General features: G+C 66.8%; 26 protein-coding genes. 17 read left to right on the plus strand and 9 right to left on the minus strand.

Going from position 1 to position 26,837, the window contains the following annotated elements; all coding sequences use genetic code 11:
- The first annotated feature begins 19 nt into the window (after positions 1-19).
- From ilvD to ASF14_RS11065, 4 genes are read left to right on the plus strand one after another with little or no spacing between them, the layout of a single operon-like run.
- On the plus strand, positions 20-1,741 hold the full coding sequence (gene ilvD / locus ASF14_RS11050) for a dihydroxy-acid dehydratase (RefSeq protein ID WP_056434848.1): 1,722 nt from the start codon (positions 20-22) through the stop codon (positions 1,739-1,741).
- Complete coding sequence (locus ASF14_RS11055) at positions 1,728-2,114, plus strand: hypothetical protein (RefSeq protein ID WP_056434849.1); 387 nt, start codon at positions 1,728-1,730, stop codon at positions 2,112-2,114. The genes ilvD and ASF14_RS11055 overlap by 14 nt, the downstream gene beginning before the upstream one ends.
- Positions 2,111-3,493: a bifunctional ADP-dependent NAD(P)H-hydrate dehydratase/NAD(P)H-hydrate epimerase gene (locus ASF14_RS11060; protein WP_056434850.1), complete on the plus strand. Its 1,383-nt coding sequence runs from the start codon at positions 2,111-2,113 to the stop codon at positions 3,491-3,493. Before ASF14_RS11055 ends, ASF14_RS11060 begins: the two co-directional genes overlap by 4 nt.
- 4 nt (positions 3,494-3,497) lie before the next feature.
- Positions 3,498-4,694, plus strand: a complete 1,197-nt coding sequence (locus tag ASF14_RS11065) for a class I SAM-dependent RNA methyltransferase (protein WP_056434851.1) — start codon at positions 3,498-3,500, stop codon at positions 4,692-4,694.
- Here ASF14_RS11065 and truA read toward each other — a convergent pair.
- The gene (truA, locus tag ASF14_RS11070; RefSeq protein ID WP_056434852.1) at positions 4,676-5,425 is read right to left on the minus strand and encodes a tRNA pseudouridine(38-40) synthase TruA; all 750 of its coding nucleotides are present in this window, start codon (positions 5,423-5,425) and stop codon (positions 4,676-4,678) included. The two genes, ASF14_RS11065 and truA, sit on opposite strands and share 19 nt — an antisense overlap.
- Entirely contained in the window at positions 5,422-6,327 is a 906-nt protein-coding gene (fmt, locus tag ASF14_RS11075; protein ID WP_056434853.1) for a methionyl-tRNA formyltransferase, read from the minus strand. The genes truA and fmt overlap by 4 nt, the downstream gene beginning before the upstream one ends.
- A gap of 54 nt (positions 6,328-6,381) precedes the next feature.
- On the opposite strand from fmt, the gene recR reads away from it, so the two are divergent.
- The 3 genes from recR (at position 6,382) to rmuC (ending at position 9,092) form a co-directional block, all read left to right on the plus strand.
- Positions 6,382-6,978, plus strand: coding sequence for a recombination mediator RecR (gene recR, locus ASF14_RS11080; protein ID WP_056434854.1), 597 nt, complete (start codon positions 6,382-6,384; stop codon positions 6,976-6,978).
- A gap of 45 nt (positions 6,979-7,023) precedes the next feature.
- Positions 7,024-7,545: a peptide deformylase gene (def, locus tag ASF14_RS11085; RefSeq protein ID WP_056434855.1), complete on the plus strand. Its 522-nt coding sequence runs from the start codon at positions 7,024-7,026 to the stop codon at positions 7,543-7,545.
- Positions 7,546-7,637: 92 nt separating this feature from the next.
- A complete protein-coding gene (gene rmuC, locus ASF14_RS11090; RefSeq protein WP_056434856.1) occupies positions 7,638-9,092 on the plus strand; it encodes a DNA recombination protein RmuC in 1,455 nt (484 codons plus the stop codon).
- A gap of 345 nt (positions 9,093-9,437) precedes the next feature.
- On the opposite strand, the gene ASF14_RS11095 is transcribed toward rmuC, so the two are convergent.
- A complete protein-coding gene (locus ASF14_RS11095) occupies positions 9,438-11,045 on the minus strand; it encodes a phosphoenolpyruvate carboxykinase (protein WP_056434857.1) in 1,608 nt (535 codons plus the stop codon).
- 210 nt (positions 11,046-11,255) lie between these two features.
- Here ASF14_RS11095 and ASF14_RS11100 point away from each other — a divergent pair, with 210 nt between their 5' ends.
- From ASF14_RS11100 to ASF14_RS11130, 7 genes are read left to right on the plus strand one after another with little or no spacing between them, the layout of a single operon-like run.
- On the plus strand, positions 11,256-11,963 hold the full coding sequence (locus ASF14_RS11100) for a response regulator transcription factor (protein WP_056434858.1): 708 nt from the start codon (positions 11,256-11,258) through the stop codon (positions 11,961-11,963).
- On the plus strand, positions 11,932-13,497 hold the full coding sequence (locus ASF14_RS11105; protein WP_056434859.1) for a sensor histidine kinase: 1,566 nt from the start codon (positions 11,932-11,934) through the stop codon (positions 13,495-13,497). Before ASF14_RS11100 ends, ASF14_RS11105 begins: the two co-directional genes overlap by 32 nt.
- Positions 13,497-13,925, plus strand: a complete 429-nt coding sequence (locus ASF14_RS11110; RefSeq protein WP_056434860.1) for an HPr kinase/phosphorylase — start codon at positions 13,497-13,499, stop codon at positions 13,923-13,925. The genes ASF14_RS11105 and ASF14_RS11110 overlap by 1 nt, the downstream gene beginning before the upstream one ends.
- Positions 13,925-14,836: an RNase adapter RapZ gene (gene rapZ, locus ASF14_RS11115; RefSeq protein WP_156361154.1), complete on the plus strand. Its 912-nt coding sequence runs from the start codon at positions 13,925-13,927 to the stop codon at positions 14,834-14,836. Before ASF14_RS11110 ends, rapZ begins: the two co-directional genes overlap by 1 nt.
- An 18-nt stretch (positions 14,837-14,854) precedes the next feature.
- Entirely contained in the window at positions 14,855-15,262 is a 408-nt protein-coding gene (locus ASF14_RS11120; protein WP_042482384.1) for a PTS sugar transporter subunit IIA, read from the plus strand.
- On the plus strand, positions 15,259-15,531 hold the full coding sequence (locus tag ASF14_RS11125) for an HPr family phosphocarrier protein (protein ID WP_056434862.1): 273 nt from the start codon (positions 15,259-15,261) through the stop codon (positions 15,529-15,531). The genes ASF14_RS11120 and ASF14_RS11125 overlap by 4 nt, the downstream gene beginning before the upstream one ends.
- Positions 15,531-16,331: a TrmH family RNA methyltransferase gene (locus ASF14_RS11130; protein ID WP_056434863.1), complete on the plus strand. Its 801-nt coding sequence runs from the start codon at positions 15,531-15,533 to the stop codon at positions 16,329-16,331. The genes ASF14_RS11125 and ASF14_RS11130 overlap by 1 nt, the downstream gene beginning before the upstream one ends.
- A gap of 8 nt (positions 16,332-16,339) precedes the next feature.
- Here the strand turns inward: ASF14_RS11130 and ASF14_RS11135 are convergent, their stop codons facing one another.
- Both ASF14_RS11135 and ASF14_RS11140 read right to left on the minus strand, forming a co-directional pair.
- A complete protein-coding gene (locus ASF14_RS11135; protein WP_056434864.1) occupies positions 16,340-16,795 on the minus strand; it encodes an NfeD family protein in 456 nt (151 codons plus the stop codon).
- Positions 16,792-17,766 (minus strand): SPFH domain-containing protein, encoded by a 975-nt coding sequence (locus ASF14_RS11140; RefSeq protein ID WP_056434865.1) that lies wholly within the window; start codon positions 17,764-17,766, stop codon positions 16,792-16,794. Before ASF14_RS11140 ends, ASF14_RS11135 begins: the two co-directional genes overlap by 4 nt.
- 126 nt (positions 17,767-17,892) lie before the next feature.
- Here ASF14_RS11140 and guaB point away from each other — a divergent pair, with 126 nt between their 5' ends.
- The 3 genes from guaB to ASF14_RS11155 are packed head-to-tail and all read left to right on the plus strand — an operon-like array spanning position 17,893 to position 21,092.
- Positions 17,893-19,350, plus strand: a complete 1,458-nt coding sequence (gene guaB, locus ASF14_RS11145; protein ID WP_056434866.1) for an IMP dehydrogenase — start codon at positions 17,893-17,895, stop codon at positions 19,348-19,350.
- A gap of 18 nt (positions 19,351-19,368) precedes the next feature.
- On the plus strand, positions 19,369-20,556 hold the full coding sequence (locus ASF14_RS11150) for an RsmB/NOP family class I SAM-dependent RNA methyltransferase (RefSeq protein ID WP_056434867.1): 1,188 nt from the start codon (positions 19,369-19,371) through the stop codon (positions 20,554-20,556).
- A gap of 32 nt (positions 20,557-20,588) precedes the next feature.
- A complete protein-coding gene (locus ASF14_RS11155) occupies positions 20,589-21,092 on the plus strand; it encodes a tetratricopeptide repeat protein (RefSeq protein WP_156361155.1) in 504 nt (167 codons plus the stop codon).
- 237 nt (positions 21,093-21,329) lie between these two features.
- On the opposite strand, the gene rsmA is transcribed toward ASF14_RS11155, so the two are convergent.
- From rsmA to ASF14_RS11175, 4 genes are read right to left on the minus strand one after another with little or no spacing between them, the layout of a single operon-like run.
- Positions 21,330-22,154, minus strand: coding sequence for a 16S rRNA (adenine(1518)-N(6)/adenine(1519)-N(6))-dimethyltransferase RsmA (rsmA, locus tag ASF14_RS11160; RefSeq protein WP_056435319.1), 825 nt, complete (start codon positions 22,152-22,154; stop codon positions 21,330-21,332).
- A gap of 1 nt (position 22,155) precedes the next feature.
- Positions 22,156-23,151, minus strand: a complete 996-nt coding sequence (pdxA, locus tag ASF14_RS11165) for a 4-hydroxythreonine-4-phosphate dehydrogenase PdxA (protein ID WP_082442201.1) — start codon at positions 23,149-23,151, stop codon at positions 22,156-22,158.
- A 1-nt stretch (position 23,152) separates the two neighbouring features.
- Positions 23,153-24,535: a peptidylprolyl isomerase gene (locus tag ASF14_RS11170; RefSeq protein WP_168371524.1), complete on the minus strand. Its 1,383-nt coding sequence runs from the start codon at positions 24,533-24,535 to the stop codon at positions 23,153-23,155.
- Positions 24,536-24,593: 58 nt separating this feature from the next.
- Entirely contained in the window at positions 24,594-26,822 is a 2,229-nt protein-coding gene (locus ASF14_RS11175; protein WP_201780578.1) for an LPS-assembly protein LptD, read from the minus strand.
- Positions 26,823-26,837 lie beyond the last annotated feature (15 nt).

Genomic DNA, 26,837 nt, shown 5'->3' on the forward strand with positions numbered 1-26,837 from the left:
GGCGACATAGGCCTGCGCCATGACACGCCAATTCGACAAGTCTCGCCTGCCGTCCCGCCACGTTTCCGTCGGCCCGGAGCGCGCACCCCATCGCAGCTATTATTATGCGATGGGTATCCAGGAAGAAGATATCGCCAAGCCCTTCGTCGCGCTGGCGAGTGCGGGCAATAACTCGGCCCCTTGCAACACCACGCTCGACGCGCAGGCCGATGCCGCGCAGGCCGGGGTCATTCGCGGTGGCGGCATGCCGCGCCGGTTCAACACCATCACCGTGACCGACGGCATCGCGATGGGCCATCAGGGCATGAAGTCCTCGCTGGTCAGCCGCGAGGTCATCGCCGATTCGGTCGAACTGTCGGTTCGCGGCCACTGCTATGACGCGCTGGTCGGCTTTGCGGGGTGCGACAAGTCGCTGCCCGGTATGATGATGTCGATGCTGCGCCTGAACGTGCCGTCGATCTTCGTCTATGGCGGCTCGATCCTGCCCGGCCGTCATCACGACCGCGACGTGACCGTGGTCGACGTGTTCGAGGCGGTCGGCCAGCATGCGGCGGGCAATTGCCCGCTCCACGACCTGATCGCGCTTGAAAAGGTGGCCTGTCCCGGTCACGGCGCGTGCGGGGGCCAGTTCACCGCCAACACCATGGCCTGCGTCGGCGAGGCGATCGGCCTGTCGCTGCCGAACAGCAACATGATGCCCGCACCCTTCCTCGACCGTCACGGCATCGCCGAGGCGGCGGGCGAGCAGGTGATGGAGCTGATCGGGCGCAACATCCGTCCGCGCGACATCTGTACCCGCGAGGCGTTCGAGAATGCCGCGCGCGTCGTGGCGGCAACCGGCGGGTCGACCAATGCCGGGCTCCATCTGCCCGCGATGGCGAACGAAGCGGGGATCGACTTCGATCTGTTCGACGTCGCCGAGATCTTCAAGACCACGCCCTATATCGCCGATCTGAAGCCCGGTGGCCGCTATGTCGCCAAGGACATGTATGAGGCGGGCGGCGTCTATATGCTCATGAAGACGCTGCTGGCGGGCGGGTTTCTGCACGGCGACTGCATCACCGTGACCGGCAAGACGCTGGCCGAGAATATCGACGAGGTCACCTGGAACCCCGACCAGAAGGTCATCTACGACGTGAAGACGCCGCTCAGCCCGACGGGCGGCGTGGTCGGCCTGCGCGGCTCGCTGGCGCCCGAGGGGGCGATCGTGAAGGTGGCGGGCATGAAGCGCCTTCAGTTCGAGGGCATCGCCAAGGTCTTCGACTGCGAGGAAGAGGCCTTCGCCGCCGTCGAGGCGCGCGCCATCACCGAGGGCACCGTCGTCGTCATTCGTTATGAAGGGCCGAAGGGTGGTCCGGGCATGCGCGAGATGCTGTCGACCACCGCCGCGCTTTATGGCCAGGGGCTGGGCGAGAAGGTCGCACTGATCACCGATGGCCGTTTCTCGGGCGGCACGCGTGGCTTCTGCATCGGCCATGTCGGTCCCGAAGCGGCCGATGGCGGCCCGATCGCGTTGGTCGAGAATGGCGACTCCATCCGCATCGATGCCGAGGCGGGCACGATCGACCTGCTGGTCGAGCCCGCCGTGCTGGACGAGCGCCGGGCGCGCTGGACCCCGCGCGTGAACGATTATCAGGCCGGTGTGTTGTGGCGCTATGCCCAGAATGTCGGCCCCGCGCATCAGGGCGCGGTCACGCACCCCGGCGCCAAGTCCGAGCGCCATGTCTATGCGGATATCTGATCCGCGGTGGCTGGTCGGCGCCTTGGCACTGGCCGGCTGCTCGGGCGGACAGGATGAGCGGCAGGCGGCGGCACAGAACGGCCCCGCCGCCGAACAGAAACCCGGTCTGGCCATCGAATGCGCACTGGCGGGGGCACAAGCCTTCGCCAGTGACTGCACGGTGGAGCAATCGGGCGCAGGGGATGCGGTCGTGCTGACCGTGCGGCATCCCGACGGTGGCTTTCGGCGGCTTCAGGTGACGCGTGACGGGCGCGGCGTAGAGGCTGCTGACGGGGCCCAGCCCGCATCGGTAACGGTCGCCGGGGACCGGACGATCGAGATCGCAGTCGGTGGCGACCGCTATCGCCTGCCTGCCACGGTGGGGACACGGTGATCCCGATCGATGGCCTGCCCGTCCTGACCGGGGCCGAGATGCGTGCGGCCGAACAGGCGGCAATGGTCGGGGAGGTGACCGAGGCAACCCTGATGGATCACGCCGGTTCTGCCATTGCGCAGGCGGTGGCCCGGTTGGCCGCCGGGCGCGAGATACTGGTGCTATGCGGCCCGGGCAATAATGGCGGCGATGGTTATATCGCGGCTGCGGCGCTCAAGCGGCAGGGTTTGGCGGTACGGGTGGCTGCCAGCGAAGCCCCGCGCAGTAGCGGAGCCTGCCGGGCGGACGCACTTTGGGGCGGCGGGGCCGAACCGCTGGATGGGGCGGAGCCTGCACCTGTCCTTGTCGATGCGATCTTCGGAACAGGTCTGTCGCGGCCGCCATCCGACGAAGTTCAGAATGCGCTGGCCCGACTTGCCGAGGCGGCATGGCTGCGCATTGCAGTCGACCTCCCGACCGGCGTGGCGACGGATAACGGCAAGGCACTGGGCAAGGTGCCGCACTTCGACGTCACGCTTGCGCTGGGGGCGGTGAAGCCGTCGCATCTCCTGCAACCCGTCGCCAGCCTCATGGGTCAGGTGCGCTTGCTGGATATCGGCGTTGCTACCCGATCGCACGCCCGTACCCTGACACGGCCGAACCTGCCCGAGCCGGATGCAGACTCTCACAAATATAACCGTGGGATGGTAGCCGTGGTCGCGGGCAGCATGTCGGGCGCTTCGGAACTGGCGGCGTTCGCAGCTTTGCGGGCGGGGGCGGGTTATGTGCTTCACCTTGCATCGGCTGGGGTATCCGGCTCGGCCGCGCCGCACGCGATTGTACGCCGGGCCTATGCGGCGGACGCGTTGGTCGAGGATCGGATCGGTGCGGTCGTGATCGGCCCCGGCCTAGGACGGGACGCCGACGCCTCCGCACGGCTTGAGGCGGCGCTTTCCAGCGGACGGCCGCTGATCATTGATGGCGACGCCCTCCGACTGGTCGAGCTTGGGACGCTGGCCAAGCACAAAGCCTCCAAAATCCTCACCCCGCACGGCGGCGAGTTCACCCATCTGTTCGGCGAAGTCACCGACGACAAGCTTAGCGCCACGCGCCGCGCCGCCCGGCAAAGTGGAGCGGTCATCGTGCACAAGGGCGCCGATACCGTCATCGCCGCCCCCGATGGCCAGGCAATCCTCTGCCCGGAGGCCAGCCCCTGGCTGTCCACCGCAGGGACCGGCGACGTGCTGGCCGGAGCGATCGGTGCAATGCTGGCGGCGGGGCTCGAACCGCTGGCAGCGGCGGAGGCGGGGGTATGGCTTCATGCCCAGGCCGCAAGACGCTTGGGCAAGGCTTTCATCGCGGACGACTTGGCAGACGCGCTTTCCGCCGTCAGAGGCTGATCGCATGAGCGATACCATCATCCGCGTCGCCGCCCGGGGCGACGGCGTGACCGCGACCGGCCGCCACGCCGCCTTTGCCGCACCCGGCGACACCCTGTCGGCCGACGGCACCGTCATGCCCGGCCCGCATCACCAGACCCCGCCCTGCGGCCATTTCCCGCGCTGCGGCGGGTGCCAGCTCCAGCATCTGGACGACGAAAGCTATGCCGGGTTCGTCACCGACCGCATCGCCTCCGCGCTTGACGCGCAGGGCCTGACCGCGCCGCTGCGCCCCACGCATTGCTCGCCCTCGCACAGCCGCCGTCGCGCAACGCTCCATGCCGAGGCGAAGGGCGGGCGCGTGCTGATCGGCTTTTCGGAGGAAAAGAGCCACGCCATCGTCGACATGGCCGAATGCCATATCCTTCACCCCACGCTGTTCGCGCTGGTCGCCCCGCTTCGCGCGTTGCTCCAGCGGCTGGGGTTCAAGCGGCGCGGCGACGTCCATCTGGCGCTGGCCGATCAGGGGGCGGACATCCTCGTCACCAGCTTCTCGCCCGACGGGCTGGAAGCGGCCGAGACGATCATCGCCTTCTGCCAGCGGCACGGCGTTGCGCGTTTCTCGGTCGATGACGGGCTGGGCGCGGAAACCCGCTGGGAGCCCGAGCCCGTGACGATCACCTTGGGCGGTGTCGGGGTTCCCCTGCCGCCCGGCGCCTTTCTACAGGCCACCGCCGATGGCGAGGCGGCTTTGGTCGCCGCCATGCGCGAGGCGGTGGGCAATCCCCGCACCACCGCAGACCTGTTCGCTGGCCTCGGCACTTTCGCGCTGGCGCTGCCGGGCAAGGTCTATGCCGCCGAGGGCGCGCGCGATGCCATCCTGTCGCTGAAGGGCGCGGCGAATGGCGCAGGAAAGATGGTCTTTGCCGAACATCGGGACCTGTACCGTCGCCCGCTGACCAAGGCGGAGCTGGACCGGTTCGACGCCATCGTGCTCGATCCGCCGCGTGCAGGCGCGCGGGACCAGGCGGATGCGCTGGCCAGCGCCGAGGTGCGCGCGGTCGCCTATGTCTCGTGCAATCCGTCCAGCTTCGCGCGCGATGCCAAGGCGATGGTCGATCAGGGGTGGCAGCTCGACTGGGTGCAGCCGGTGGGCCAGTTCCGCTGGTCGACCCATGTCGAACTGGCTGCGCGCTTCTCGCGTCAGCCTTCGTCCGGATAATCCGCCGCGACGAAGAAAAGCCCGTCTGACGGCGCGTTCAGCCCCAACTGCGCGCGGTCGCGGGCGTTCAGCGCCGCTTCGACATCGTCGGGTGACCAGCGGCCCATGCCGACCAGTGCGAGGCACCCGACCATCGACCGCACCTGGTGATGCAGGAAGGACCGCGCGGCGGCGCGGATGTACAGCCGTGTATCGACCCGCTCGACCGACAATAGGTCGAGCGTCCGCACCGGGCTGTCCGCCTGGCAATGAACCGAGCGGAAGGTCGTGAAGTCATGCCGCCCGACCAGCCGCGCGGCGGCGTCCGCCATGGCGGCTTCGTCGAGCGGCTGGGGCACCTGCCATGCCAATCCGGCTTCATGGGTCAGCGGCGCGCGGCGATTGACGATGCGATATTCATAGGATCGCCGGATGCACGAAAAGCGCGCATGCCAGTCGTCCGGTACCGTCACGCAATTCAGCACCGCGACGGGGTTCGGCCTGATCCGCGCGTTGATCGCCTCCATCAGGCGGAAGGGGGCGATGTCCTTGGCGATGTCCACATGCGCGCGCATCGCCATGCCGTGCACGCCCGCATCGGTCCGTCCGGCGGCGTGAACGGCGGTGCGTTCGCCGGTGACGGCATGGACGGCGTCCTCCAGCGCCTGTTGAACGCTGGGGCCATGCGACTGGCGCTGCCAGCCCATGAAGGGCCGCCCGTCAAACTCGACCGTCAGCGCAAATCGCGTCAAAGCCGCGTCCCCGCCGGGATGGCAAAGCCGCGCAGCAGATCGTCGGTGCTCGATACGCCACGTCCGGCCCGCTGAACACTGACCGGCCGGAGCGCGCCTTCCCCGCAGGCGATGGTCAGCCGGTCGTCCAGCACCTCGCCGGGGGCACCATGGCCGTCGACCGGCTGGGTCGACAGCAGCTTGATCCGCTCACCCTGATATTCGAACCACGCACCGGGGGCGGGATGAAAGGCGCGGACCTGCCGCTCCAGCTCGACCGCGCTCCTGGCGAAATCCAGCCGCGTCTCGGCCTTGTCGATCTTGGCGGCATAGGTGACACCCTCGGCAGGCTGGGGCCGCGCCGGGTAGCGTTCGGGGCCGGCCAGGACCTTGACCATCAGCTCGGCCCCCATCGTCGCCAGTTCGTCGGTCAAGTCGCCCGTCGTCTTGCGTCCGATCGGCGTCGATCCTTCCAGCCGGACCGGTCCGGTATCGAGACCCGCCTCCATCTGCATGATGCCTACGCCCGTCACGACATCGCCCGCCAGGATCGCCCGCTGGATGGGGGCCGCGCCGCGCCAGCGCGGGAGCAGCGAGCCATGGACGTTCAGACAGCCCAAGCGCGGCGTGTCGAGGATCGCCTGCGGCAGGATCAGCCCATAGGCGGCGACCACCGCGACATCGGCCTCCAGCGCGGCAAAGCGTGCCTGCTCGTCCGCCGAGCGCAGAGATACCGGGGTCATCACATTTATGCCCAGACCTTCCGCCGTCTGCTGCACCGGCGAGGGGGCCAGCTGTCGCCCGCGCCGCCCGCCGGGACGTGGCGGCTGGCTATAGCTGGCGACGACCTGATGCCCGGCCTCGACCAGCGCTTGCAGAACCGGGACGGCAAAGCCCGGCGTACCCATGAAGATGATCCGCATGGCAACGCCTCTCTGCGCTGGCGGGACGGCGCGCAACCCCCTATCTGTTCACACATGGCATCCCCCGAGATCGAGGCGCTGACCCAGGCGCTGGCGCGTATTCCTGGCCTTGGCCCCCGATCGGCTCGCCGCGCGGTCCTGCACCTGCTGAAAAAGCGGGAGGCGGCGTTGGTGCCGCTGCTGACCGCGCTGGGGGCGGTCGAGGAGCGGCTGGAGACCTGCTCGACCTGTGGCAATATCGACACCGCCAATCCCTGCGCGATCTGTGCCGACCCCAGGCGCGATGCGGGCGCGTTGTGCGTGGTGGAGGAAGTCGCCGACCTTTGGGCGCTGGAGCGGTCGCGGCTGTTTCCGGGGCGCTTCCATGTGCTGGGCGGACGGCTCTCGGCGCTGGAGGGCGTGCGGCCCGAGGACCTGACGATCGACGCGCTGATTCGCCGGATCGAGGGCGGCGGCATCGACGAAGTCGTCCTCGCCATGAACGCCACGCTGGAGGGACAGACCACCGCCCATTACATCGCCGAGCGGATCGAGCGCTTTCCGGTCCGCGTGACCCAGCTTGCCCATGGCCTGCCGGTGGGTGGCGAACTGGACTATCTGGATGAAGGCACGCTGGCCCAGGCGCTGCGCGCACGTCGGCCGGTGGTCTGATCCGCTGGCTTGACGGTTCGGGTCGCTGACCGTAGCGAAATCGTCATGGCCATTCTTCCGATCGTCGAAATTCCCGACCCCCGCCTGCGTCTCGTCTCCAAGCCTGTCGAGACGGTGGACGACACCGTCCGCCAGCTCGTGTCCGACATGATCGAGACGATGTACGACGCGCACGGCATCGGCCTCGCCGCGATCCAGGTCGGCGTCGACCAGCGCATTCTCGTCATCGACCTGCAGGAGGAAGAGGATGAGGAAGGCAAGCCGGTCAAGAATCCCAAGGCCTATATCAACCCGGAAGTCCTGTCGGTCAGCGACGAGCTGTCCACCTATAATGAGGGCTGCCTGTCGATCCCCGAGCAATATGCCGAGGTGAAGCGGCCTGCATCCTGCCGTGTGAAGTGGCTGGACGAAAAGGGCGAGGCGCATGAGGCGGAACTCGACGGACTGCTCGCGACCTGCATGCAGCATGAGATCGATCATCTGAACGGCGTGCTGTTCATCGATCATGTCAGCCGGTTGAAGCGCGACATGCTGATGCGCAAGCTGAACAAGATGCGCAAGGGCTGACCTTTCCCGGCTCGGCCGGTCGAATGACCTTGTTCGACCGGCTTCGTTCGTTCTATGTTCCGACCTGTCCCTCAGTCTGACAGGTTGTCGAAATGCCCGAATTGATCGCCGTTGCCCTGCTCGCCCTGTTGCTGGGGGGCGTGGTCGGCTGGATGGCCGCGCGGCGAAAGGCCGATGGCCTGGCCGCCGAACTGGCGACCGCCAAGACCCGTGCGGGGGAAGTAGAGCCGCTGCGTGCCGCCCGCGACGCCGCCGAGCGCGACCGGAGCGAGGCGCTTCAGGCGCTGGCCGAACTGCGCGGCCGCGCCGCCGATCTCGATGTCATCCGGGCGGCGCGTGATGCCGTCGAGGCCGAGCGCAACGCCGCGCATCGCGAGCTGGCCGAGTTGCGGGCTCGCGCGCAGGAGCGCGAAACGGCCTATGCCCAGACGCTGGAGGCGCTGGGGCAGGCACGCGAACAGATCAACGCCCAGTTCGGCGAGGCCGCTGCTCGGGCATTGGAAGTTGCCCAGCGCCAGTTTCTGGAACGCGCAGAGGCGCGCTTCCGCCAGTCGGAGGAGGCCTCCGGCCAGACGCTCAAGGCGCTGCTCGATCCCGTTCACCAGCGGCTCCAGCGCTATGAGGAAGGCGTGCGCAAGGTCGAGGACGAGCGCCGCGACGCATTCGGCGAACTGAAGGGTCAGATCGAGGCGATGCGGATCGGCCAGGAGCGCGTCTCGGGCGAGGCGGCCAAGCTGGTCAATGCGCTGCGCAACGCTCCCAAGGCGCGCGGACGCTGGGGCGAGCAGCAGCTTCGCAACGTGCTGGAGAGCTGCGGCCTGTCCGAACATGCCGATTTCCAGACCGAGGTCAGCGTCGATGACGGCGAGGGCGGTCGCCTGCGCCCCGATGCGATCGTACGTGTGCCGGGCGGCAAGGCACTGGTGATCGACGCCAAGGTGTCGCTCAACGACTATCAGGATGCCTTTGGCGCGGTCGATGAGCCCGAGCGGCAGTTGGGGCTGGCGCGCCATGCCGCCGCGATGCGCGCGCACGTCAACGGTCTGGGCAACAAGAGCTATTGGAACCAGTTCGAGGACGCGCCCGACTATGTCATCATGTTCGTCCCCGGCGAGCATTTCCTGTCGGCGGCGCTCGAGAATGATCCGACTCTGTGGGATTTCGCGTTCGACAAGCGCGTGTTGCTGGCTACCCCGACCAATCTGATCGCGATCGCGCGGACGGTCGCGGCGGTCTGGCGGCAGGAGAAGCTGGCGCAGGAAGCGCGGCAGATCGGAGCGCTGGGCAAAGAACTTTATGCCCGCCTTGCCGTGATGGGCGGCCATGTGTCGAAGTTGGGCAAGAACCTTGATACCGCGATGACCGCCTATAACGCCTTTGTCGGCAGCCTGGAGAGCCAGGTGCTGACCAGTGCGCGACGCTTCGAAGCGCTGAATATCGACACCGGCGGCAAGAGCATCGACTCGCCACCGATCGGCGAACAGGCGGTGCGTCCACTGAGCAAGCTGCTGCCGGTGGCGGATCTGGCCGAGGTGGAGACGGAGTAAGGTTTCTCGTCTTGCCTGAATGACATTCGAATATGCCCGTCTTTTCCCCTCGCCCCTCATAGAGGGGAGAGGGTTGCGAAGACTTGGTCTTTGCGAAAGCAAAGGCCTAGTCGAAGCTGGGTGAGGGGTGTTGCGCTCGCTCTGCGAGCACGCGAGCCAAAGGCTCGCTCAACCCCTCACCCAAGCTGCGCTAGCCAGCAGGCTGGCAAGCTCCGCTACCCCTCTCCCCTATCCAGGGGAGAGGGAAGTGGGGGCGGTTGCCGGGTTGGCGATTATCTCGCGATGACTGGCATACCAGTTTCAAATGAACGGGAGGCATTCTTATAGAACGCCTCCCCCGATCCGTCAGGCCGCAACCGTTCCCTTCGGCGCCGCCGCGCGAACGCCTTCGTCGACATGGTCGGCGAACTGCTTGAAGTTCTCGTTGAACAGATCGACCAGCTTGGCCGCCGTCGCGTCATAGGCGGCCTTGTCTGCCCAGGTGTCGCGAGGGTTCAGGATCGCCGCATCGACGCCGGGCACCGACACCGGAACCTGGAAGCCGAAATTCGGGTCGGTCCGGAACTCGACCTGGTTCAAGCTGCCGTCGAGCGCGGCGTTGAGCAGCGCGCGGGTCGCCTTGATCGGCATACGGTTGCCGACGCCATATTTGCCGCCGGTCCAGCCGGTGTTGACCAGCCAGCAATCGACCCCGCCCTTGGCGATCCGCTCCTTCAGCAGGTTGCCATAGACCGAAGGATGGCGCGGCATGAACGGCGCGCCGAAACAGGTCGAGAAGGTCGCGTCCGGCTCGGTCACGCCAATTTCGGTGCCCGCCACGCGGGCGGTATAGCCGGACAGGAAGTGATACATGGCCTGTTCGGGCGTCAGCTTAGCGATCGGCGGCAGGATACCATAGGCGTCCGCCGTCAGCATGACGATGTTGCGCGGTACGCCCCCCATATTGTCCTTCGACGCATTGGGGATGAAGTCGATCGGATAGGCACCCCGGCTATTCTCGGCCAGGCTGTTGTCGTTCAGGTCGAGCTGGCGCGTGACCGGGTCCATGACGACATTCTCGAGCACCGTGCCGAAGCGCTTGGTGGTCGCGAAAATCTCCGGCTCGGCCTCGGGCGACAAGCGGATCATCTTGGCGTAGCAGCCGCCCTCGAAATTGAAGACCGCCGTGTCCGACCAGCCATGCTCGTCATCGCCGATCAGCGTCCGGCTGGCATCGGCCGACAGGGTCGTCTTGCCGGTGCCCGACAGGCCGAAGAACACGGCCGTCGAGCCGTCCGCGCCCATATTCGCCGAACAGTGCATCGGCATCACGCCGGTGGTCGGCAGCAGATAGTTGAGCAGGCCGAACACCGACTTCTTCATCTCGCCCGCATAGCGCGTGCCGCCGATCAGGATCAGCTTCTCGGTCATGTTGACCGCGATCACCGTCGACGAGCGGCAGCCGTGACGCGCGGGGTCGGCGCGGAAGCTGGGCAGGTCGATGATGGTGTATTCGGCGGCGAACTTGCGCAGCTCATGCTCTTCGGGACGAACGAGCATCGTGCGGATGAACAGATTGTGCCAGGCCAGCTCGGTCACGACGCGCACGCGGACGCGGTGCTCGGGCTGCGATCCGCCATACAAGTCCTGGACGAACAGGTCTTCCTTCTGGCCGAGCGCGGCGAAGAAATCGGCCTTCAGCGCGGCGAAATCGTCCGGGCTCATCGGCTTGTTGGTCTTGCCCCACCAGACGGTGTCGCGCGTCGTGTCGTCGCGGACCATGAACTTGTCCTGCGCCGAACGGCCGGTGTGCTCGCCCGTCTCGACGACCAGCGGACCGTCGGCCGACAGCTTGCCCTCACCGCGTGCGACGGCGGTTTCGATCAGCCGTGCGGTGACGAGGTTCCAATGCAGGGTGGCACGGGTTTCGATCCCCTGGGCCTGCAGACCGATCTCCGGAATCCGTTCGTTCATAAGAGCTTCCTCGTTCCCCAAGGCGGCGGGTCCTGACGGCCCGGCGCTGTTTCACCGCACGCGAATACGTATGCGTTGGATCGTCCCATACGCCATTTGTTAAACACGTCAAACACGCTGTATGGCGAAGATGGTTGAGCCGTGTCTCACTTTGGCTTAACCGAGGGCCATGGCGGTCTTTTCGCATGACACGGGTCCGGGGGCGGTCGCATGACGGCCACCATTGCGCTGGTCGATGACGACCGGAACATCCTGACATCGGTATCGATCGCGCTTCAGGCCGAGGGTTTCGTCACGCGCGTTTACGCGGACGGCGAGGCGGCGCTGAAGGCGTTGATCGACAACCCGCCAGACCTTGCGATCTTCGACATCAAGATGCCGCGCATGGATGGGCTGGAGCTGCTCCGTCGCCTGCGTGAAAAGAGCCAGATTCCCGTCATCTTCCTGACCAGCAAGGACGACGAGCTGGATGAGGCGCTGGGTCTGGCGATGGGCGCGGACGACTATATCGCCAAGCCCTTTTCGCAGCGGCTGCTGATCGCGCGTATCCGGGCGATTTTGCGTCGGTCCGAATATGTCGGCACGCCGCAGGGCACGCCCGCCGCCGATGCGCAGGGCCCGCTGACCCGTGGGCAGCTTGCCATGGACCCGGCGCGGCACCGCGTGACGTGGAAGGGCGAGCCGGTCACGCTGACCGTCACCGAGTTCCTGATTCTCGAGACGCTGGCGCAGCGACCCGGCATCGTGCGCACCCGCAACCAGCTGATGGATGCCGCCTATCAGGACGACATCTATGTCGACGACCGCACGATCGACAGCCATATCAAGCGCCTGCGCCGCAAATTCCGGCAGGTAGATCCTGAATTCGACGCCATCGAGACGCTCTATGGCGCCGGTTACCGATTCTCCGAGGAGTGAAGCCCCCGACCTGGCGTTGCGCTGGTCGGGTCAGATTTCGCTGACCCAGCGGATTCTGGCGCTCAACATCTTTGCGCTGCTGCTGCTGGCGGGCGGGTTTTTCTATCTGGATTCCTATCGCGCCCGGCTGCTCGACAACCGGGAGGCCCAGTCGCTGCGCGAAGTGCGGCTGATGGGCGAGGCGCTGAGTTCGGTACGCAGCGAGGAACGCGACCTGCTGGTCGTTCGGTTGGCGCGCGATACAGGCGGGCGCATCCGGCTGTTCGATGCCGCCGGGCGACTGGTCGCGGATAGCCGGGCGCTGGGCGTGCGCAACGTCGTACTCCGCGATCCGGACAAGCAGGATTGGGGGCAGGCGATCGCCCGCTTCCTGGACGCCGGGATCGACACCGTGGTCGGCGCGGCCCGGCCGCCGCTCTATCGCGAGCGTCGCGGCGGTGCGGAATGGCCGGACGTCCGTGCGGCGCGGGACGGACGTGTCTCCGCCTCGGTCTGGCGTGCGCCCGATCGCACGCCGGTCATCACCGCCGCTGCGCCGTTGCCGAGCGGCGGGGCGCTCATGGCGACCGAGAATGCACGCTTCATCACCGAGACGGTTAGGATCGAACGGTTCCGGTTGAGCGTGTTGCTGGCGCTGGTGGCGCTGATCTCGGTGCTGTTGTCGCTGTTCCTGGCGCGCACCATCGTCCGCCCGTTGCGGCGGCTGGCACGCGCGGCGGTGCGGGTTCGGCTGGGCCGGGCGCGGGAGGTCGTCGTGCCGCGCCTGCCCGATCGTCGCGACGAACTGGGGATGCTGGCCCGCGCGCTCTCCGACATGAGCCTGGCGCTGCGTGCCCGGATCGACGCGACCGAGGCTTTTGCGGCGGACGTGACGCACGAGTTGAAGAACCCGCTTGCTTCGCTCCGCTCCGCCGTCGACACGCTGGAGACGGTCCACGACCCGGACCTCCAAGCGCAGTTGCTGGCGATCGTTCGCGACGATGTGCGGCGCCTCGATCGGCTGATCACCGACATTTCCGATGCCTCGCGGCTCGATGCCCAGCTGAGCCGGGCCAAGTTCGATCCCGTCGATTTGAATGCCCTTCTGGCCGGACTGATCGCACAGCGCGAGGCACGCGGGGTCGAACGGGGCATCCGCCTTCGTTTCGACTCGACCGAGCCGGGCCCGGCGATGGTATCCGGCGAAGGAGCAAGGTTGGAGCGGGTGTTCGAGAACCTGATCGACAATGCCCTGTCCTTTTCCCCCGACGAGGGGGTGGTCGCGATCAGCCTTGCGGGCGAACCGGACGATTGGGTCGTACGGGTCGAGGACGAGGGGCCCGGCGTGCCCGAGGAAGCGCGCGAGGCGATCTTCCGCCGCTTCCACTCGATCCGTCCGAGCTCGGAGAATTTTGGACGCCATTCCGGGCTGGGCCTCGCCATCGCCCGGACCATCGTCGAGGCGCATCAGGGGCGCATTCATGTCGAGTCGCGCGAGGACCGGATGAGCGGGGCACGCTTCGTGGTGCGCCTGCCGCTGGCTGCGATCGTCTGATGGGTGAACTCATCCATGCCACCTGCGTGACGATCGGCGGCATCGGGGTGATGCTGCGCGGACCGTCGGGAATCGGAAAATCCGATCTGGCGCTGCGGTTGATCGACCGGGGAGCGGTGCTGATCGGGGACGATTATGTCGCGGCAACGGCCAGGGATGGCACTCTGCATGTCACCGTGCCGGAACGGATCGCCGGACTGATCGAGGTTCGGGGCGCCGGCATCCTGCCTTATCCGTACCGGGCCAGCGCGACCATCGGCCTCGTCGTCGAACTGCGTGTCGACCCGGATGCCGAAGAACGTCTGCCCGAGGCACGACAGACCGTGATCGCGGGCGTCTCACTCCCTATATACCGGCTCAATCCGCGTCCCGCTTCGGCCCCGATCAAGGTCGAGTTGCTGGCGTCTCGCCTCAAGGAATGCCCGTAATGGACCGAAAACGCATCTTGCTGGTGACCGGCATGTCCGGGGCCGGCACTTCGACCACGCTCAAGACGCTGGAAGACCTGGGCTGGGAGGTGGTCGACAATCTGCCGCTCTTCCTGCTGAACGGTCTGCTGGAGGCCGCGCCGCCCCAGGGCATGGAGGGCAAGAACCGGCCGCTGGCGATCAGCATCGGCGTGCGGACCCGCGATTTCGCGCCCGACCAGATCACCCAGAGCATACGGCGTCTGAACGAGCGCCCCAATCTCGCCATCGAGACGCTGTTCCTGAATTGCGGCGGCGCGGAGTTGAAGCGCCGCTATGCCGAGACGCGGCACCGCCATCCGCTGGCGATGGACCGGGCCGCTGATGACGGCATCGCGCATGAGCGCGCCCTGTTGGCTCCGGTCCGTGACATGGCTGACCGGCTGCTCGACACGACCAACATGACCAGCAATGACCTCGGCAACTGGCTGCGTGCCAATTACGCGGTCGACGGCCTGAGCGAGCCGGTGCTGACGGTGATGTCCTTCGGCTTTTCCAAGGGGCTGCCTCGCAACGCCGACCTGGTCTTCGACATGCGGTTCCTGCGCAACCCGCACTGGTCGGCCGAGCTGCGTCCCGGCACCGGCTTGGACAAGGGGGTCATCGACTATATCCGGCATGACCCAGTCTATGAGACGGCCGTGGGGCAGATCGAGAAGTTGCTCGACACGCTGGTGCCGCGTTATATCGCGAGCGGGAAATCCTACATCACCATCGCGATAGGCTGTACCGGCGGGAGACACCGATCGGTCCATGTCGCCGAACGCATCGCGGGACGGTTGCGCCAGAGCGGTTTTTCCCCCACGGTGGTGCATCGTGATTTGGGTGCCGTGCCGAAAGACTCTTTGGAAGCCAGGCCGGCCAAACAATGATGGATATGCGTGTCTGACATGATCGGTCTGGTTCTGGTGACGCACGGGCGGCTCGCCGATGAGTTCGTGACCGCGATGATACATGTGGTCGGCCCGCAGGAGCGGATCGCCACCATCGCGATCGGGCCGGAGGATGACATGGAGGAGCGGCGTGCCGATATCGCCGCCGCCATTGCCACCGTCGATGCCGGGCGCGGCGTGATCGTCCTGACTGATCTCTTTGGCGGCACGCCCTCCAACCTCGCCATCTCGCTGATGGAGCGGGGCCGGGTCGAAGTGATTGCGGGAATGAACCTGCCCATGCTGATCCGGCTGGGCTCGGCGCGCAAGTCGATGCAGGTCGTCGATGCCGTAGCCGCTGCGCGCGAGGCGGGGCGCAAATATATCTCGGTCGCCTCCGAAGTACTGGGCGAGGCCGCCGCATGACGGAGCAGACGCGATCCGTCCTGATCACCAACCGCCGGGGCCTTCATGCGCGTGCCAGCGCCAAGTTCGTGACGCTCGCCTCGACCCAGCCCTGCGAAGTGCGGGTGGCCAAGGACGGCAGCACGGTGACGGGCACGTCGATCATGGGCCTGATGATGCTGGGTGCCGCGATGGGCGACACCATCACGATCAGCGCGGCGGGTGACGGCGCGGGCGAGACGGTGGAAGCGCTGGCCGCGCTGGTGGAAGCGAAGTTCGGCGAAGACTGATGCCCCGTGAAATTACCGCTTACTCCAACCCGCTGATCAAGTGGGCCCGCGATCTGCGCGACAAGCGTCATCGCAAGCAATCCCGCCAGTTCCTGGCGGAAGGCCTGCGCATCCTGACCGAGGCGCGCGAGACGGGGCGGCTGCCGACCCTGTTATTCTATGCCCGGCCGTCGGCGGGCCATCCGCTGGTCCGTGACCTGATCGAGGCGGTCGAGGCGTCGGAGGGCGAGGCGATCGAGACGAGGCCCGACATTCTGTCGAAATTGTCGGGCAAGGACAACCCGCAGGCGGTCGTCGGCGTGTTCGAGGAGTTGGGCGTCACGCTCGACGAGTTGGACCGCAATGCATCCGGTATCTGGCTGGTCGCCGAGCGTCTGCGCGATCCGGGCAATCTGGGGACCATCCTGCGCACCGGCGATGCGGTGGGGGCAGGAGGGCTGATCCTGATCGGCGAATGCGTCGATCCCTTTTCCGTCGAGGCAGTGCGCGCCAGCATGGGTGCGCTGTTCACCGTGCCGATCGTGCGGACCGAGTGGCAGCCCTTCCTGGACTGGCTGCGGCAGGGGCCGGGGCAGCTGGTCGGGCTCAGCCTCGATACCGACTCGGACTATCGCGCCGCGCGCTATACCGCGCCGACCTTCCTGCTGACCGGCAACGAGGCGCAGGGGATGCCGCCCGAATATGCCGAGGCCTGTGACACGCTGGTAAAGATTCCGATGCTGGGCAAGGCAGACAGCCTGAACGCGGCCGTGGCGACGGCAGTCATGGCCTATGAGGTGTTGGCGCAGCAGCGGGGCTGAGCGGCCGGTTAAACCTCGGGCTCGATCGGCTCGACGAGCAGCGTCCCGCCATCGACATGCGCGACTCTCAAACGCGTCCCGCTGACCGTATCGGGCCCGCGCACCGGCCATTCGCCGTCACCCAGCCGGGCGCGGCCCTCACCACCGATGATCGGGGTGGTGACGGTGACAATCTGCCCGCGCAGCCGCCGGGCGGGTTCGTTGAGGACGGGGGCGTCGCTTTCCACCGGAAAGTCGCGATACCAGCGCCGCCCGATGACAACGCACACCATGCTCCAGACCGCGAAATCGGCCAGTTGCAGCCCGACCGGCAAGTCTGGCAGCGCCCAGGTCGTCAGCGCGGTCACGCCCGCGGCCACGGCAAGAAAGACCAGGAATACACCCGGCACCAGCAATTCGGCGATCCCGAGCGCCAAGGCCCCCGCCAGCCAGAGTGCGGCGGGGTCGATGTCTCCGATCGTCATGACGGTGACTGGTCGAACGGCCCCTGCTTGGTGGTGACGCGTGGGGTAGCGGCGTCGGACTTGCCGCTGCCCAGCGCCTCCTTGGCCAGTTCGCCGATGCCGCCCAGCGTCCCGATCAGCTGGGTCGCCTCGACGGGGAACAGGATCGTCTTGGCATTGGGGCTGGTCGCGAACTTGCCGACCGCTTCGACATATTTTTGCGCGATGAAATAGTTGATGGCTTGGGTGCCGCCCGACTCGATCGCCTCGGACACGACACGCGTCGCCTTGGCCTCCGCCTCCGCTGCGCGCTCGCGAGCTTCGGAGTCGCGGTACGCCGACTCGCGACGGCCTTCGGCCTCCAGAATGCGCGCCTGCTTCTGGCCCTCGGCGCGAAGGATTTCCGAGGCGCGCGAGCCTTCCGCCTCCAGAATATTGGCGCGCTTCTCGCGCTCTGCCTTCATCTGGCGCGCCATGGCGTTGACGATATCGACCGGTGGGCGGATGTCCTTGATCTCGACGCGGGTGATCTTCACCCCCCAAGGCGTCGTCGCGTGATCGACGACGTTGAGCAGCCGGGCGTTGATCTCGTCACGCTTCGACAGCGTCTCGTCCAGATCCATCGAACCCATGACGGTCCGCAAATTCGTCGTGACCAGGTTCAGCAGCGCGACATAGAGGTCCGACACCTCATAGGCCGCCTTGGGCGCGTCCAGCACCTGAAAGAAGACGACCCCGTCGGTCGAGATCATCGCATTGTCTTTCGTGATGATCTCCTGCCCCGGAATGTCGATCACCTGCTCCATCATGTTAACCTTGCGGCCGACACGATAGAAAAAGGCGGGGTAGAAGTTGAAACCGGGGATCGCCGTGCCCGTATAGCGGCCGAAATGCTCGATGGTGTATTGATAGCCCTGGCGGACGATCTTGATCGACATCATCAGATACATCAGCACCAGCAGGACGGCGAGCGCGGCGATAATCAGGCCCATGGACGGCTTCCCCCATAATCGGTCCGCCGGTGTTCTAGCATGGCGATGCACCAAGGGCCTAGCGGGAACGGCTTGCTTTGGTTACATGGCCCGCCACTTGTTCCCTCCGCAGGATTTGGCAGCCCCATGGATATCCGCCTCGGCCTCACCTTCGACGACGTGCTCCTCATACCCCAGGAGTCCGACGTTTTGCCGAGCACCGCAGACACGCGGACGCAACTGACCCGCTCGATCGCGCTCAACATCCCCGTCCTGTCGGCGGCGATGGACACCGTGACAGAGGCCGACATGGCGATCGTCATGGCGCAGCTGGGCGGCATGGGTGTTCTCCACCGCAACCTGACCGTCGAGCAGCAGGTCGCCGCCGTCCGTCAGGTCAAGCGGTTCGAGAGCGGCATGGTCGTCAACCCGATCACCATCTCGCCGACCGCGACGCTGGCCGAGGCGCAGGCGCTGATGGCGCGGCACCGGATCAGCGGCATTCCCGTCGTCGAGTTCGACGGCCGCCTAGTCGGCATCCTGACCAACCGCGACGTGCGCTTCGCCGAGAACCCGCAGCAGCCCGTGTCCGAGCTGATGACCCATGAAGACCTGGCGACCGTCAAGGTCGGCGTCGGCCAGGACGAGGCGCGCCGCCTCCTCCATGCCCGTCGGATCGAGAAGCTGCTGGTCGTCGACGACAGCTATCGCTGCGTCGGCCTGATCACCGTCAAGGACATCGAAAAGGCCGTTACCTATCCGTCGGCCACCAAGGATGGCTCGGGCCGCCTGCGTGTCGCGGCGGCCTCGACGGTCGGCGAGAAGGGTTTCGAGCGCACCCGCGCCCTGATCGAGGCCGAGGTCGACTGTGTCATCATCGACACCGCACATGGCCATAACCGTGACGTTGCGCGCGCGGTCGAGGCCGCCAAGAAGCTGTCCGACACGGTGCAGGTGATTGCCGGTAACGTCGCGACCGCCGCCGCCACCCGCGCGCTGATCGATGCGGGTGCGGATGCGGTCAAGGTCGGCATCGGGCCGGGTTCGATCTGCACGACCCGCGTCGTCGCGGGTGTCGGCGTGCCGCAGCTGACCGCCGTCATGGACTGTGCCGAGGAAGGCTGGAAGGCCGGTGTACCGGTGATCGCCGATGGCGGTCTGCGCACCTCGGGCGATATCGCCAAGGCGCTGGCGGCGGGTGCTGGCGCCTGCATGGTCGGCTCGCTGCTGGCTGGCACCGAAGAGGCACCGGGCGAAACCTTCCTGTATCAGGGTCGCGCCTATAAGTCCTATCGCGGCATGGGCTCGGTCGGGGCGATGGGGCGCGGTTCGGCGGATCGCTATTTCCAGGGCGATATCAAGGACCAGATGAAGCTGGTGCCCGAAGGCATCGAGGGTCAGGTCGCTTACAAGGGCCCGGCGCGCGACGTCATCCATCAGCTGGTCGGCGGCATCAAGGCGGCGATGGGCTATACCGGTTCGGCGACGCTGAAAGATCTGCGCGAGCGGGCGCAGTTCGTCCAGATCACCGGCGCGGGCCTTAAGGAAAGCCACGTCCATGACGTGACGATCACGCGGGAAGCTCCCAATTACCCGACCCGCTAAGCTGACGGAGCGCTTCGCATGACCCCCGGCGCCCGCACCCAGGCGGCGATCGAGTTGCTGGACGAGATCGTCGCCGCGGCCGCCAGCGGCGGCGCAGCCGCCGATACACTGATCGCACGCTATTTCGCCACGCGCCGCTATGCCGGATCGAAGGATCGGCGTGCGGTGCGTGAGCTGGTCTATGCCGCCATCCGGCAGGCCGGGCCGGTGCCGTCGTCCGGACGTGCGGCCGTGCTCGCGGTGGCGGATCTGGATCCGTCGATTGCCGCAACGTTCGACGGGACGGGGCATGGGCCTGCGCCGATCACTCCTGACGAACCGCGCGCCGAGGGCGGCGTTGCTCCCGCCTGGTTGGTCGATGCTCTGACCGCCTCCGGGCTGGATGCCGCGCAGCAGGCCGCCCTGGTCGATCGGGCCCCGCTCGACCTGCGGGTCAACGGCCTGGCGACGACCCGGGACGCGGTTTTGGAGCAATGGCCCGACGCCACTGTGACGCCGCATGCGCCGATGGGCATCCGCCTGCCCAACGGAACGCCGGTCGAACAGTCCGACCTGTACCGCGCCGGGTTGGTCGAGGTGCAGGACGAAGGCAGCCAGCTGGTCGGCGAAGCGCTGGCGGCGAAGCCGGGTGAATGGCTGGTCGATCTTTGCGCCGGGGCTGGGGGCAAGACCCTTCAGCTGGCGGCGGCAATGAACAATCAGGGTGCGCTGCTCGCCTGCGACATCGACCGTGCCAGGCTGCAGAGACTGGCGCCGAGAGCCGAGCGGGCCGGGGCGACGATCATCGAGAGCCGCCTGCTCAACCCCGGTCGCGAAGCCGAGATGCTTTCGGACTGGGCGGCCAAGGCGGATGGCGTCCTGATCGACGCCCCCTGTTCCGGAACCGGGACCTGGCGGCGCAATCCCGAGGCGCGCTGGCGTCTGACTCCAGAGCGGCTGGCCCGGCTCGGTGCGATGCAGTCGCAGGTGCTGGAAATCGGCGCCGGTCTGGTCAAGCCCGGCGGACGGCTGGTCTATATCGTCTGTTCGCTGCTCGATGCAGAAGGGAGCGGGCAGGTCGTGGCCTTCCTGTTGCGCCATCCCGGCTGGTCAACCGCGCCGATTGAACCGGGGATCGGGACACCGCATGGCCTGGGCCAGCGGCTCGATCCGGCCACCCATGGCACGGACGGCTTTTTTGTCGCCTGCCTCCGGGCGCCATGCTAGCATTCGGCTTAGTGCCACGTCCGGAGTTCCTCATGCGTTTGTCGTCCCTGGCTGCTGCCGCCGCATTGGCGGTGGTCTCGCTTTCCACTTCGCTCAGCGGTCAGCGCCCGGACAGCCAGATCGATGCTCGCTCGATGCAGTTGCTCGAACAGGCGCGCGGGCTGAAGGCGGCGGGCAATCTGGACGGCGCGACCGACATGCTGGAGACGGCCGTGACGGTCGATCCGCGCAATCGGGCGGCGTTCATCCTGCTCGCCGAAGTCGCGGATGCGCGCGGCCTGCCGGGCAAGGCGATCCGCCTGTATCGGGAAGCCTTGTTGCTCGATCCCAACGACACGCGGGCGCTGCGGGGGCAGGGCGAGGCGTTGGTCCAGCGCGGCGCGGTGGCGCGTGCCAAGGACAATCTTGCCAAGATCAAGACGCTCTGCAAAACCGACTGTGCCGACGCGACCGCGCTCTCTGCGCAAATCGCCAAGGGGCCGCCCGCGCCGGTGACGACGGCGCAGGTCGACAGCAAGACGCCGCCGACACCGTAAGGCTATTACCCCTCACCAGTGGGGGGCTTAGATCGGGATGACATAGGGTTGACCCAAGTCGAGCCCCTCCCCTTCAGGGGAGGGGTTGGGGTGGGGCATCACCACAGGCACGGCGTTTGCGGAAGCGCCCCACCCCCGGCCCCTCCCCTAAAGGGGAGGGGTGGATCAACCTGACATCATCCTGCTCTCGCCCGCGTCATTGGGGTGAGCATTCCTCCCCGAAACGGGGAGGGTTGTTCACCCCAAAGCGCGGGCGAGAGCGACGAACTCGTCCACCGACAGCGTTTCGGCCCGACGGGCCGGGTCGAGGCCGATGGACTCCATCGCCTCCACGGCCCCGGCAACCGGCTTCAAACTCTGGCGCAGCATCTTGCGGCGCTGGCCGAAGGCGGCCGCCGTCAGGCGTTCCAGCGTGCGGAAGCTCACCCCCTCGGGCGCAGGCTTGGGCGTGATGTGCACGACCGCCGACATGACCTTGGGCGGTGGCGTGAAGGCCGAACGGTGGACCGGCATCGCGATCCGCGATTCGCTCCGCCATTGGGTCAGCACGGCCAGGCGTCCATAGGAGGACTGGTCGGGCGCGGCGACGATCCGCTCCGCCACTTCCTTCTGGAACATCAGCGTGCAGGACTGCCACCAGGGTAGCCACGCGCCCGACAACCAGCCGACCAGCAGCGGCGTGCCGACATTATAGGGCAGGTTGGAGACGATATGCGGCTTGGTCTCGAACAGCTCGGGCGCGTTGATTCGCAGCGCATCGCCCTCGATCACCTTGAGCCTATCCGGAAAGGCTTCCGCCAGTTCGGCCAGCGCCGGAATGCAGCGACGGTCGCGTTCGATCGCCGTGACCTTGGCTCCCGCCATCAACAGCGCGCGGGTCAGGCCGCCGGGGCCGGGGCCGATTTCCAGCACCGGCCTGTCGGTCAGGTCGCCAGGAATGGCGGCGATCCGGGCCAGCAACTGGCCGTCGAACAGGAAATTCTGACCCAGCGACTTGGCGGCGGACAGGCCGTGGCGCGCGATGACGTCCCGCAAGGGGGGAAGCGGCGTGATGGGATCCATGTCAGGCGGCCGCTTCGGCCCGACGCTGCGCGGCGTCACCGGCCATCGCGATGGCGGCGATCATCGCACCGGGATGCGCGGCATCCTGCCCCGCCAGGCCAAAGGCCGTGCCGTGATCGGGCGAGGTCCGCACGATCGGCAGACCCAGGGTGATGTTGACGCCTTCGTCGAAATGCAGCGTCTTGATCGGCACCAGCGCCTGGTCGTGATAGCAGCAAAGCGCGGCGTCGTAACAGGCACGGGCACGCGGATGGAACAGCGTGTCGGCCGCGAACGGGCCGGTCGCGTCGATCCCTTCGGCGCGAAGCTGCGCGATGGCGGGTTCCAGCAAGTCGATTTCCTCGCGCCCGATCGCGCCGCTCTCGCCCGCATGGGGGTTCAGCCCGGCAAAGACGAGCCGGGGTTCGCGAATGCCGAAATTCTTGCACAGCCCGCGCGCAGTGGCACGGCCTTTGGCGACGATCAGCTCCACCGACAACAGGCTCGATACCGCCGCCAGCGGGACATGGGTGGTGATCGGCACGACCCGCAAGGACGGGCCTGCCAGCATCATCACCGCATTCTCGCCCGCCACGCCGCAGCGTTCGGCGACGAACTCGGTCTGGCCGGGATGGGTGAAGCCGATATCATAGAGCTGCGACTTGCTGACCGGCCCGGTCACGAGCGCACTGGCCGCGTCCGAGCGTACCAGCCCGACCGCCAGCTCCAGCGCGTGAAGCGCGCACCGTGCGCCCTCGACATCGGGCTGGCCGGGGCGGATTTCGCCCGCATCGTCGACCGACAGGATCGGCAGTGCCTCGTCGAACGCGGCCACCGCGGCCGCCATGTCCGAGACACGGACGGTCGGGCCGTTCCAGACGCGCGCGATCGCACGCGAGTCCCCAACCGCGAGGAAGGGCGGCAGCCGTGCCTCCCGGCGCGCGGCCCAGGCCTTGGCGATGATCTCCGGCCCGATCCCGGCCGGGTCGCCCATCGAGATCGCAAGCGGCCGGATCATCTTAACGATATTCGATCACCGCGTCGCGACGAAGGTCGCGCATCTTCTGGTTCGCGCGCAGGTTCACCCGCTGCTGCTCGACCTGATTCTGGATCTGGTCGTTGGTCGGCAGGTTGCCCGAACGCGGTTCCTCGCGGCCGCACAGGACCAGCGAGCGGACGCCCTGTTCCGGCGAGCCGAAGGGCGGCGTCGCTTCACCGACCTGCAGCTTCAGCAGGATCTCCTGAAGTGGGGCGGGCAGCTGGCGGATCGTCACCTGATCGTTATCGACCACCTCGGCCTTCAGGGCGGTCGCGACACGCTGTACGTCGCCGCAGCCGCGGATCGCCTGGGTCGCCTTGGCAAACTCAGCCGCGCGGGCGCTGGCCTGGGCCTGGGTGGTGCCCGCCGGGAACTTGACTGTCAGCTGCTTGAGCGACAGGCGCGAATCGCGCGGATCGGCGGTCAGGACCTGACGCTTGTCGGTCAGATACAGGATCGAGAAGCCGCCCGGAATCTGGATCGGCCCGGCGACCTGGCCGACCTGCATCTGGCCCACGGCGGCCTGAAGCTCGGGCGGCAGCTGCGCCGCGCGGACCCAGCCCAGATCGCCGTTCACTGCGCGGGTCGAGGCCTCGGAAAAGCTGCGTGCGAAATATTCGAAAGGCTGCTGGCCCTTCTGGATTTCGCCGATGATCTGGCGGGCGTTGTTGAACACCTGCTGCCCGGTCGCCTCGTTGGCGGAGAGGAAGATTTCCTTGAGGTTATACTCCTCAGTGCCCTTGGCGGCTTCCAGGCGATTGCGGATCGCGGTCACTTCCTCGTCGCCGACATTGACGAACGGCTCGACCCGCTTGCGCAGATAACGGCTCCAGGCCAACTCGCCCTCGATCTGGCGGCGCATCGACTTTTCGGATGAGCCGACCTGACGGAGGAACGTGTTCATCGCCGCGGGCGTCTTGCCGAACTGCTGCGAGAAGCGGGCATAGGCCTGGTTGATTTCGTCCGGCGTGACGGTGATCTCGGCGGTCTTGGCCTCCTGGATCTGCAACGTCTCGTCGATCAGCTGGCGCAGGATCTGCATGCGCAGACGGTCGCGATCCTCGGCCGACAGATTGTTCACATTGTTCAGCGCCATGGCCAGTGCCATGCGCTGGTCGATATCGGTCTGGGTCAGCACCGTATCGTTGACGATCGCGGTCGGCTTGCGGACATTGGGGTCCAGCTTGCCGAACAGCTGCATGTTCGAGGGGATGTTCAGCCCGCCGGTGTCCGGTACGGCCTGATCCGGAACGGTCTGCGCCAGCGCGCCGGTTGCCAGTGCAACCAGCATCAGCGTTGCGCCCGCGCGGATGCCGCGGCCCTTGGTACGAATGTCGTGCTTCACCGTGTCTGTGATCCCCATCGCGCCTGACGAAGGCGCGTAACCGTCGCGATATGCTTCGCCCATGCTGAATACCGGCTTAGCGACCGAGATTGGTGAAGGCCAGAGTCAACAGAAAGCTGTTGCCCGCCCGTGCGTCGCCCGTCTGCACATAGTCGCGCCGCCAGGTGAAGCCGAGCCGCAGGCAATCATCCTCATATTGTACACCGACCCGGTGCCGAATCGGATCGAAGCCGTTCGACAGCGACAGTGCATCTTCCGACCGGTCGGTCAGGTCGATGACGGTCGATCCGAACGCCGACCAGAAGCGGGCGAACTGGACCCGGCCTGCCAGACGCACTTCCTCGCGGTCCTGCAAATCCTCGATCGAAGTGAAGATATTCCGCTTCAGGCGAAGATAGCCGATCTGACCATAGGTAGTGCGCGATCCGACCGTCGCGTCGATCTCGTTGCGACGGACCGCGAAGCTGTCCTTGTCGAGCCGGAAGCGATGGGTCAGCGAGACGAAGTCGCGGAACCGCATCTCCGTCCGCCCCACGATATCCGACCAGCGATCCGACAGGCCGGTGCCCGGATAGAGGATGGTCGGCCGGTCGTTCAGGCGGAAGCTCTGTCCGACGATCGTATCGAAGGTGAAGCCCGGCAGGGTCAGTGCCCATTGCGCGCCGTAGGTGATGCGCGTCGAATCCTCGAATCGATCGTAACCGGGGAAGCGGTTCAGCGCGAAGAGGTTGGAGTCCTCCAGATCGACCGAGCGCGCGTCTTCGTTGGGAATTTCGATATTCTTGATCTTCGGGCTGGCGACGATCTGCACACGCGGGGTGAAGCGCTGGCTACCGCCCCAGAGTTCGCCGACGAACGGCCATTTGACGTCCACTGCCAGCGCACCGATGCCGCGCCCCTGGAACCCGGCCAGTCCCTGATAGACCAACGGCGTCGAGGCGATGTTGTTGGCATTATAGGCGTCGGCGCGGCCATAGGCGGTGAAGGTCACCTCCTGGCCCCAGTTGGTCAGGCGGCGCAGGTCCCAACGCATGCTGGCAAAGGCGCGCTGCGTATCCTGTCCTGCCGTCCGGCTGATTGCCAGCGTGTTGAGCTGTACCTCGAACTTGCCGCCGAGCAGCCCGTCGTCGAACCGGCGACGATAGTCGAGTTCGGGCAGCGCGATCGGCTGCTGCCCCTGCGGATCGTTGACGCGCAGCGTTTCGACATACCAGCCGGTCAGCGAGAAATAGCTGTTGGCGTCGATATGCTCCAGGCTGGCGGTGGTGCGCAGCCGGTCGTCGCGTGAAATGTCATAACGACGCAGGAAGGTGCGGTCGGTGGTGATCCGCATCGATCCCGACAGGCTCCATTCCGGCGAGAACTGATAGCGGCCGACCGCATCCAGATAGCCGCGAAAGGCCTGGCTGGTATCGGTCGGGTTCAGTGTGTTCAGGTCGTCGCTACGGCGGCTGGCCGTGCCATAGCCGGTGATGCGGAATGCGCCCTTGGTGGTCAGCGCTTCATACTGCGCCTCCAGCATCGGCAGCACTGCCGTGAAGACGTGCGGCGTGACGGTCAGGCCCTTGTTGGGGGCCAGACGCCAGTAATAAGGAACCGCGACCTCGACCCCGTTCACCCGGTCCAGCCGGATGTCGGGCGTCAGGAACCCGCTGTCGCCGCCAGGGCCGACGGGCGCGGACAGGCGCGGCAGCGGAATGGTCGGCAGGCCGAACAGGTTGAGCTTGGCGCCGTTGAAATAGACGCGCTCGCGATCGGGGCGATAGGTGACGCGGACGGCGGTGATCTTCCAGGACGGCTCCTTGGGGCAGCCCTCCGACGTCTCGACCGCGCAAGGGGTATAGGCGGCGCGTTCCAGATTGACCGTACCGTCCTGCTGGCGGGTGCCGCGAACGGCGGCTAGGCGACCACCCTGTTCCAGCACGACGAGCATGTTGTCGACCACGCCGTCCTTCAGCGAATCGGTCAGCTCGATCTGGTCGCCATAGGCGATGTCGCCCTGTGGGTTGGTGACGGCGATGTTGCCGGTCGCCAGCACCTTTCCGGTCTTGCGGTTCCATGTGACCTTGTCGGCGCGCAGCCGCTCGCCCTCGCGCAGCATCCGGACTTCGCCGGTCGCCGTCACGATATCGGCGTTGATGTCATATTCCAGCTGGTCGGCGCTGAAGCGGACCTGATCGGGATTGGCCGGAGCCGGGCCTTCGCTGGGCGGCGGCGAGACGGGGCGATCCTGAAGGTCCTGTGCGACGGCAGGCATGGCCATGAACAGGGCGAAGGGCAGGGCGCTGCCGGTCAGAAGCGTCATTCTGCGCACGATGAT

It is taken from the genome of Sphingomonas sp. Leaf257, assembly GCF_001422185.1.
Taxonomy (GTDB): Bacteria; Pseudomonadota; Alphaproteobacteria; order Sphingomonadales; family Sphingomonadaceae; genus Sphingomonas; species Sphingomonas yabuuchiae.